We start from the raw sequence: 7,935 nt of genomic DNA on the forward strand, positions 1-7,935 counted from the left end.
AATATATCAACGATTTTGCACGAAATATCGATTTACCGACAAAAAGTGACATAATAAAAAGAGGAGGCTATTCGCCCCCTCTTTTTATTGTCTTACGCCTTCTTAACGAACTGTGATTTTAACTTCATAGCTCCGAAACCGTCGATTTTACAATCGATATCGTGATCGCCATCAACTAGACGGATACTCTTTACTTTCGTACCGATCTTCACAACTGAAGAAGTTCCTTTTACTTTTAAATCTTTAATAACAGTAACAGCGTCGCCATCTTGAAGAACGTTTCCGTTCGCATCTTTTACAACTTTTGCACCATCATTATTTTCAGCTTCTGCGTCTTGGCCCCACTCATGAGCACATTCTGGACATACGAAAAGAACGCCATCCTCATACGTATATTCTGAATTACATTTTGGACAATTTGGTAAAGTAGCCATAAATTCATTTCCTCCGTTCATTATTTATACGTAAAAATCAAAATTGATGTTTACATCTCGATAAATAAAATTTGTATAGCATTTCTTTATAGTGCCATAGTCTCACGTTATTGACAACCCTACCTCAAATTCTCATTTTTTATTGTATTTTACAAAATTTCAATTCGTATGCCTTTTTTCCATTTGCTCTTCTACTAATTTTAAAAATCTTCGTTGTGCATTTTTATTTTTTACCAGCAATCGAACTCTCAGCTTACTTTGTAAATATGAGCGAACTTTGTAGTTCGTAATAAATAACTTTCGATACTTCTCGTCTTCATACATCATTCGAAACCACTCATACTGCTGCAAGTAAAGTATGTTAGCATCAATCTTTTTCGTGTGTAAACCCGTACTTAAACTAATAGATCCTATTAGAGCTTCTATTAATGCTGAAATCATTTCTCTCTCCCCTAATAAACAAAAGAAGAATCTTCACAAGATTCTTCTTTTCAAAATGAACGAGTTCCCTCTAGAAACCCCAATTATTTTCTTCAATATAAATTTGATATTCTTCTACTTCTTCTTCACTTAACTTCTTATTATTTTCATATACCTCTTGCCACTCGAAATAATCTTCATCGAAATAAACAGCAAATTTAATTTTCACATTTTTCTTCTCTGTATAATCATAACCAGTAAACTCTACTACATCATACTCTTTTTCTTTCTTCACAAACTTCCAAGTTGGATTATCAGTCATAATCTCTAAAGTAACCCCTTCATCACTTGAACGAACAACGTTTTTAATATTCGGCTCAGTTGGTAAAAAGGACAGCCCTAACGCAACTAAACCAAACACAATCCCGACTATAATCTGTAAACCAATCATACCAGCTACACTAACGCCGCCCTTTGATTGTAAGAAATACGCCTTCTCATGATCAGACGCATCTTCTCCCTTACGAAAAACACGAACAGCATGCTTATAATATAAACGGTTTCCTTGCCATCCAGTAAATATCATCATTCCTAATTGAAGAGCTAAACTAAATGTTACATAAATCCCATCTGGAATATCTATAAAAGGGGGTATAACTATACTAGGTATAGCCAATAACGCAAATATAATAAATAACTTATACATTTTGCGATAAGCTAACCAAAAGGTTGGGAAGAAAAAGGCTACCCAATTCCATGTATTCCCTTGCGCAGGATTTTCTACTTTACCCCACTTAAAATCATAATAAGCTGTATTCTTTTGAACAACTTTATGTAATTCTTGCTGAGAAATTGTTTCTTGTAAAACAGTGTCCTTCACGTACATCATCCTTTTCTTATTTCTATATACATTTATTGTATATGTACAAAATAAAGGAATCTAACAAAAAGTACACATATTTTATAAAAATGAACGGAAATCGAATATATTCCGACAATTATCCGTTTCTTATTTCATTTTACTTTTAAATATATTAAAATAATCATGTATCATACCTTTAATACACCAAGTTAATTATTTTATATATTCACTAAAAAGGATGCATCAAAATCATTTTTATACATCTTTTTTAGTGAATATACACTACATTTCCTCCCTCTTAATCACGTTGAAATACTATTTTATTGCTCACACATTCCCCTTCACTTTCTCAATAATATCTTCTATACGTTCCGCTATACATTCCAGCTCCCATTCTCCCTCACCGTGCATAGCTGTATAAACTGGACAATTCTCATCATTACTATCTACAAAAATCGGGTCTCCAAGATATGAATCTATGCCGATTACAATCCATCCTTCTTCATCAAAGCTATAACCAAGTTGCCCTTCTTCTATTTCTTCACTATTAAACAATTCTATCGTCATAGGTTCAGATTCATACTCTAGCTCAATTTCATTATCCTCAGCACGATCTACATGTGCTAAAAGTTGTTTAATTTTATTATGGTTAATCATGATATCTTCTCCATTCTATCTTTTAAAAATCTAATTTTATTCATAATGAGCTGCCGCAAGTAACACCTGGGCAATAAACTTCCATGGAATATTTTCTGGAAGCTTCTCCCCTTGATTTATATAAACGCCTTCATAATCACCTAACCAAGCACTTAATGCCTCTAAATAAGTCTCTATCTCTACATTCTCCCATTCATCTTTGTTCACTTTAAAATCCTTTTGGAGGTATACAAGAAATTTTAATAAATCTTCTTTAGAATTTACGTGATCGAGGTATTCATACACATCCATACTCCGTCCCTCCCTCTATTGCGCGTTATCTAAACTAACTATAATATATGACATAAGATTCTTAAAACTATTATTTGAGGTGACCGAATATGAAGAGTACAATTTGGGCAGAAGATGACTATTTAAAACTAGCACCCATTAACGACGAACTAATCAAAAAAGCAGAAGAGGTACTGAACGTAAAGCTTCCAGAATCATACATAAACCTTCTAAAAGAACAAAATGGGGGAACTCTTCGTCTTGATACTCACCCTACTTCAAAGCCAAATTCTTGGGCAGACGATCACGTTAATGTATCTGGTTTATATGGTATTTCTTTTGATGAAAATGAATCTAGTATTTTAGAGAGTCGCTATTTAATTCGAGAATGGGACATGCCTGATAATATCGTACTTTTATCTGGTGATGGACATACATGGATTGCATTAGACTATCGAAATGTAGCTGAAAATCCTCCAGTTATATTTATCGATAATGAGTTTGAGGAAATTATTGAATTAGCACCTAACTTTGAAAGTTTCTTACAAAACTTAACTACGTATGAATATGACGGGGAATAAGTCTCGCTCTAAAAAGGATCAAGATTTCATTACAAATTTACACGCCACTTTAAAACCACTCGGCTTTAAGAAAAAAAGACATACATTTTTCAAAGCTGAAAACGGATTTTATAAGCTCATTAACATACAAAAAAGCCAGTTTGGAGATGACTTCTATATAAATATAGGAGTCCACCCTATCGGTCTCCCGTAGCTTATTACGGACCAATTACAATTAAAAGAAAACATTTCAATATTCGATTGCATTCTACAAACGAGAATAGAGCCTATGCATATCAAACAGAACCAGTTATTGCATAATGTTTCACATGAAACTATCGCTATTCCGAATTACCTTTCTACTATTTTCGACTGGTTTCAAACGTGAGCGTCTTATGAAAATCTAGTGGAAATGAATATACATTCCATTACTCCGGTACTAGCTGTCGTTTCAATATTACGAGAAAAAGCGTTTCTGCTTCTTACTTGTTTTTCTTTCTCCAAATTAAAACAGTACGAACAAGCTAATCGCTATTTACAGCAATATTTACATTGCGCTGTGCATCTGAATACCGAGGAAAAAAAGTTCGTATTCTTTCATGAAGTTGATATGTATATAAAAAACTAGTAGAAAGTGCAATATGATTTCACATTTTGCTTTATCACAATTTTATATCCTATCCTACAACTCCCAAGTAATATTCATTTCTTCAAATGACTCCTTACTAACTTCCAATCCTTCGCTATCTTCCGTTCCAATCATTGCTATTTCTTCTTTAGACAACTTAATTTCCTCATTTGGACTTTGGATTTTTTTCTTATACACGAGTTGTAAAAGCTCTATTTGTTCCTCTGTCAGTTCATACTCTTCTTCCAGTCTTTCTATTGCTGATTCTGTATCAAGTAATGGAATTTCTAATAAGAATCCGCCGTGCTCTTCCATCTCTTCAAATGAATCAATTGAATACGCACCGCTATCCTCAATCCAAAATGCAGTTGTAATAAAAGGAACTGTTTCGCCTTCTACTTCTTCTAATACGTATTGAAGTGCTTCTTCTTTCGCAGTATCTATTACTTCCGAAGGTGCCCCTTCAAAATAATCTTTCGCATCAATCCACTCATCAATTCTCTCGCTATTCACATCTTGAAGACATACGATCGTGTAATTCGGATGAAACGTAATTGTCCCTTGTCCGCCTTGAGTATTTTGCATACTATAGTTAAATCCATCCCATGAACTTTCATGTGAGAAATCTGGACAATGTGCTACATTAATTGCATGGGCAATCGAATTTAAAACGCAGCCTTTCCATAGTTGTTCTTTATCTATATGTAATTTATATTTACTCATCCGCTTCCCCGCCTACATATTTTTTTATATTATCTGTCGAATTCTCATTCCTTGTAAAGTACTTTTACGGTATGTAACAACATGAAATAACAGTAAACGATTTTTTTAAGGTGAAATTTCAAATGAAATTCCGATGCTTTATTACTTCTATAAATTGTATTGATTATAATCTCATTCAAATAAAAAAAAGCGGTCATATCCCTATGACCGCTTTTTTTATTCTATTGTAATGCTCCAATCTCCGTCAGCTTTAACACCAAAGCTATACATTCCTGTGTCTTGGAATACTTGAGAAGCTGAGCCCTCATAACTTCCAATTTTGTTAACAAGCAAGTTTTTATCATTCACTTTAATAATAAAGTTTCTTGAGCCCGTATGTTTAAGTTTAATTATGTGGTTACCACTTGGTACTTCGATAAATACCACATCGTCCCCATGACCGCTAACTGTGCCTGGTGCTTTTTCTGTATTTGGAGAAGCCTTTTGGGTTACCGAGCTACTCCAACCTCCACTTGATTTCACTTCTAAATAGTACTCTCCAGATGAAGGAACCGTTGTTTGGACTGTTCCTTTATAGCTCCCAATAGTATTTACTAATAATTGAGTAGCTGTACCCGAAGAATCTTTTAGATGAACGATGAAGTTTCTTGAACCTTGATTGGTAAACTCAAAGAATGCTAAACCTGAATTCAAATTAATTTTACTTGTAACAGAATCTCCAGATCCTTCTAGTTTTTGTTTACTATTATTGTATGATTCTTCAAGTTTTTTCTTTAACTCTTCCTGCTCTTTTTCTTTAATAATCCTTTGCTCTTCTTTAATTCTAACTTCTTCCTCTTTAATAAAGTTTGCAATAGAATCCTCATTATCAAAAACTTCAATCTTTGTAACAGCAGTCTTATTTAAAACAACAGCCGCTATTTTACCTTCAGAGGAATTGAAAGTGTATACAGAATATCCTTCGTAATCTTCAAAGGAGCGATTATTAAGACTTGCTTCTTCTTTTTTATTAGAAAAATCTTCTTTAGTCATTCCGACTGTAAACATCGATTTTATTTCTTCGATACCATATTTCTTGTATGTAACCTTTTCTTTCTTTTCTTCTTTCTTTTCTTCTTGTTTTGCATTTGCAACTTTTTCAGCAGGCTTATTGTAAGTTGCATTTAATAAAAAAGAACTATCAAAAATAGAGTATCCTACAAATCCTATGACCATAAGAATAGCAAATTTCTTTTTACCATCTTTCTTTTTAACCAATAGTTGAATGATTTTAGCTAAACCATATAAGCCCATAAAGAAAAATATTACCGCTATTCCACCTAAAAATGAGACATTAAATCCTAATACTACCATTGCTAATACAAATGAAATAATAGCTCTTTTTATCCATATTTTTGCTGGTTTTTTTCTAATTTTACTTACTAATGAAATTACTAATAAAACAAGTGATGCAAAAAATAACAAACTCCCTACAACTTCTAAAAATCCCATAACATGTCTCCTTCTGTCTTGTTCAATACTAAATGTATTATATAGATATATTAATAGTAACTCATTATTCGCAAGGAAGTAAGGTGTTTAGGGGATGATTTAATTTTTAGATTTGTTAAATAAAAACAGGGGGTTACAATTTGTTATTTCATAACTTTAATTCCACATTTCGTTAATCTATTGTTAATTTTTCAAAAAATAGGACTTATTATAAGTCCTACCTCAACTATATAGGACATTTTTGCAAATGAAATTATGCAAAATAAAAAGCTACTACCATTTCTCTCTACACGTCTCAATTAAATGCAGTAAGTACCTCTTCGTCATATCTGCCCTTCTCCACCTTGAGAGCATTCGCTTTTCTTTTGGATTGTGCCGTATTCGCTCTACTTCTTTTAATAAAAGCTCCCATTCTTCCGCTGAACTTTCTAACAAGTATTGCAATCCTCTATCTTTTGAAACGATTGTTTTATAATCTAGTGTATATAAAATACGTCCCATCGTAACGACAGCTGATTCTACCCACTCTTCTACAAAGAATAAATATGGTTGTTTCGCCTTTTCACTCCAGTACTGTTCTACGTTATATTTCATCGTATTTACTACATCATTCCATTGTATTTGCAACGGAAGATCTTCTGCTTCTTTTCCGGTAACTGTAATGCCTTGATTTTTCAACGTCCACCATGTGACCGCATTAATGTCCCAATGACCAACATTAGCTTTACCATCTGCACAATACACATACTCGTTTATTTCATCATTGTATTTCCCTAAATCAACAAGCGGAATATACATACCGTCCATTCTTTTACCTAGCGTATTATCACTAAGTTTCTTATGTAGTTCCACAAGCTGCTGTTTTTCAGCTTCATTCACGGAATCACTTATCACTGTAACAAAATCAACATCGCTCGTTTCCTTATGAAATGCACCTAGTGCGATGGATCCGTAAATATATACCCCGACTATTTTTTCATCTAAAAAAATTTCTTTTAATTCTACTGTGTACCGCTCCATTAACTGTTGTACTTCCGTTGGTAACGCATGCTTCACTCCATTTTTCATATCTATCCCTCCAATAAAAAAAGCCTTTGCAAATTCGCAAAGACTTCTTGTTTTATAAATATTTCTCGATTTCTTCGTAAACATCCTTCAAACGAGGATTTCCTTCTCCAACAATTTCTCCATTTACAAGAACGACCGGATAAAATAAATCTTCTTCCACTACGCGCTCTGCGAATGCTTTTTTATCTGCATCTTCTTGTTCTTCTTGGAAATCGATATACTCGAAATTAAATTTATTTTCTTGTCCTTCATATTTACGACCAATTGCCGCTTGTAACCATTCAAACGTTTCTGTTGAAGATGGCATTCCGACGCAGCTCGCACAAATTACTTTCGTCCCATACACTTGAACATTAACCATTTCTTCTCCCCCACTTCTTGTTCCAACAGTATATTCAGATGTCTTATTACATAAGCACATCATTTTACAATCTTATCCCATACCCCTATACTGAAAAAACACGATACAATATTTCGACAATAAAACAAGAAGAGAAAAAATAGATTTTCCCCTCTATCTTGATTATAATAAAACTGATGAAAGGAGTCGATAAAAATGGAAAACCCACATATGCAAGAACAAGTATTAGAAGTATTAGATAAATTACGTCCATTCTTACTTCGCGATGGCGGAGACGTTGAATTAGTAGACATTGAAGAAGGTATCGTAAAACTACGCCTTATGGGTGCATGCGGAAGCTGCCCAAGTTCTACAATCACACTAAAAGCTGGTATCGAGCGCGCGTTACTTGAAGAAGTACCAGGCGTTATCGAAGTAGAACAAGTATTTTAATCTAAAAGCGGAAGCGGCTCGTTCAAAAT

At 33.5% G+C, this 7,935-nt stretch carries 11 protein-coding genes and 1 pseudogene; 3 read left to right on the top strand and 9 right to left on the bottom strand.

All coding sequences use genetic code 11. The features are described 5' to 3' along the window. Positions 1–92: 92 nt before the first annotated feature. The 5 genes from phnA to MR160_RS32105 all read right to left on the bottom strand — a co-directional run bounded on the left by phnA (position 93) and on the right by MR160_RS32105 (position 2,664). On the bottom strand, positions 93–434 hold the full coding sequence (phnA, locus tag MR160_RS32085) for an alkylphosphonate utilization operon protein PhnA (RefSeq protein WP_000212735.1): 342 nt from the start codon (positions 432–434) through the stop codon (positions 93–95). 159 nt (positions 435–593) lie between these two features. Further along, complete coding sequence (locus tag MR160_RS32090) at positions 594–875, bottom strand: hypothetical protein (protein ID WP_000622255.1); 282 nt, start codon at positions 873–875, stop codon at positions 594–596. A gap of 70 nt (positions 876–945) precedes the next feature. Continuing rightward, positions 946–1,743, bottom strand: a complete 798-nt coding sequence (locus MR160_RS32095; RefSeq protein ID WP_118961879.1) for a DUF2628 domain-containing protein — start codon at positions 1,741–1,743, stop codon at positions 946–948. 300 nt (positions 1,744–2,043) lie between these two features. Next, on the bottom strand, positions 2,044–2,373 hold the full coding sequence (locus tag MR160_RS32100; protein WP_081144091.1) for a hypothetical protein: 330 nt from the start codon (positions 2,371–2,373) through the stop codon (positions 2,044–2,046). A gap of 36 nt (positions 2,374–2,409) precedes the next feature. Further along, complete coding sequence (locus tag MR160_RS32105; protein ID WP_081144090.1) at positions 2,410–2,664, bottom strand: DUF7660 family protein; 255 nt, start codon at positions 2,662–2,664, stop codon at positions 2,410–2,412. Positions 2,665–2,753: 89 nt separating this feature from the next. On the opposite strand from MR160_RS32105, the gene MR160_RS32110 reads away from it, so the two are divergent. Both MR160_RS32110 and MR160_RS32115 read left to right on the top strand, forming a co-directional pair. Further along, positions 2,754–3,224 (top strand): SMI1/KNR4 family protein, encoded by a 471-nt coding sequence (locus MR160_RS32110; protein WP_081144089.1) that lies wholly within the window; start codon positions 2,754–2,756, stop codon positions 3,222–3,224. Then, positions 3,211–3,848, top strand: a pseudogene (locus tag MR160_RS32115) (DUF4304 domain-containing protein). The gene MR160_RS32110 and the pseudogene MR160_RS32115 overlap by 14 nt, the downstream one beginning before the upstream one ends. A gap of 37 nt (positions 3,849–3,885) precedes the next feature. On the opposite strand, the gene MR160_RS32120 reads toward MR160_RS32115, so the two are convergent. The 4 genes from MR160_RS32120 to MR160_RS32135 all read right to left on the bottom strand — a co-directional run bounded on the left by MR160_RS32120 (position 3,886) and on the right by MR160_RS32135 (position 7,474). Continuing rightward, positions 3,886–4,554: a hypothetical protein gene (locus tag MR160_RS32120; RefSeq protein ID WP_242299077.1), complete on the bottom strand. Its 669-nt coding sequence runs from the start codon at positions 4,552–4,554 to the stop codon at positions 3,886–3,888. Between the two features lie 216 nt (positions 4,555–4,770). After that, complete coding sequence (locus MR160_RS32125; protein ID WP_000506012.1) at positions 4,771–6,045, bottom strand: tripartite tricarboxylate transporter TctB family protein; 1,275 nt, start codon at positions 6,043–6,045, stop codon at positions 4,771–4,773. A 273-nt stretch (positions 6,046–6,318) separates the two neighbouring features. Then, positions 6,319–7,113: a nucleotidyltransferase domain-containing protein gene (locus MR160_RS32130; RefSeq protein ID WP_002162985.1), complete on the bottom strand. Its 795-nt coding sequence runs from the start codon at positions 7,111–7,113 to the stop codon at positions 6,319–6,321. A gap of 52 nt (positions 7,114–7,165) precedes the next feature. Then, positions 7,166–7,474 carry a YuzD family protein gene (locus MR160_RS32135; protein ID WP_000248588.1) on the bottom strand — a complete coding sequence of 103 codons (309 nt, stop codon included), beginning with the start codon at positions 7,472–7,474 and terminating at the stop codon, positions 7,166–7,168. Between the two features lie 195 nt (positions 7,475–7,669). Between MR160_RS32135 and MR160_RS32140 the strand changes: the two genes are divergently transcribed. Beyond that, positions 7,670–7,906: a NifU family protein gene (locus MR160_RS32140; RefSeq protein ID WP_000431159.1), complete on the top strand. Its 237-nt coding sequence runs from the start codon at positions 7,670–7,672 to the stop codon at positions 7,904–7,906. Positions 7,907–7,935: the final 29 nt, after the last annotated feature.

Origin of the sequence: Bacillus cereus group sp. BfR-BA-01382 (assembly GCF_022663475.1) — a bacterium.
GTDB classification, from domain to species: Bacteria; Bacillota; Bacilli; order Bacillales; family Bacillaceae_G; genus Bacillus_A; species Bacillus_A thuringiensis_S.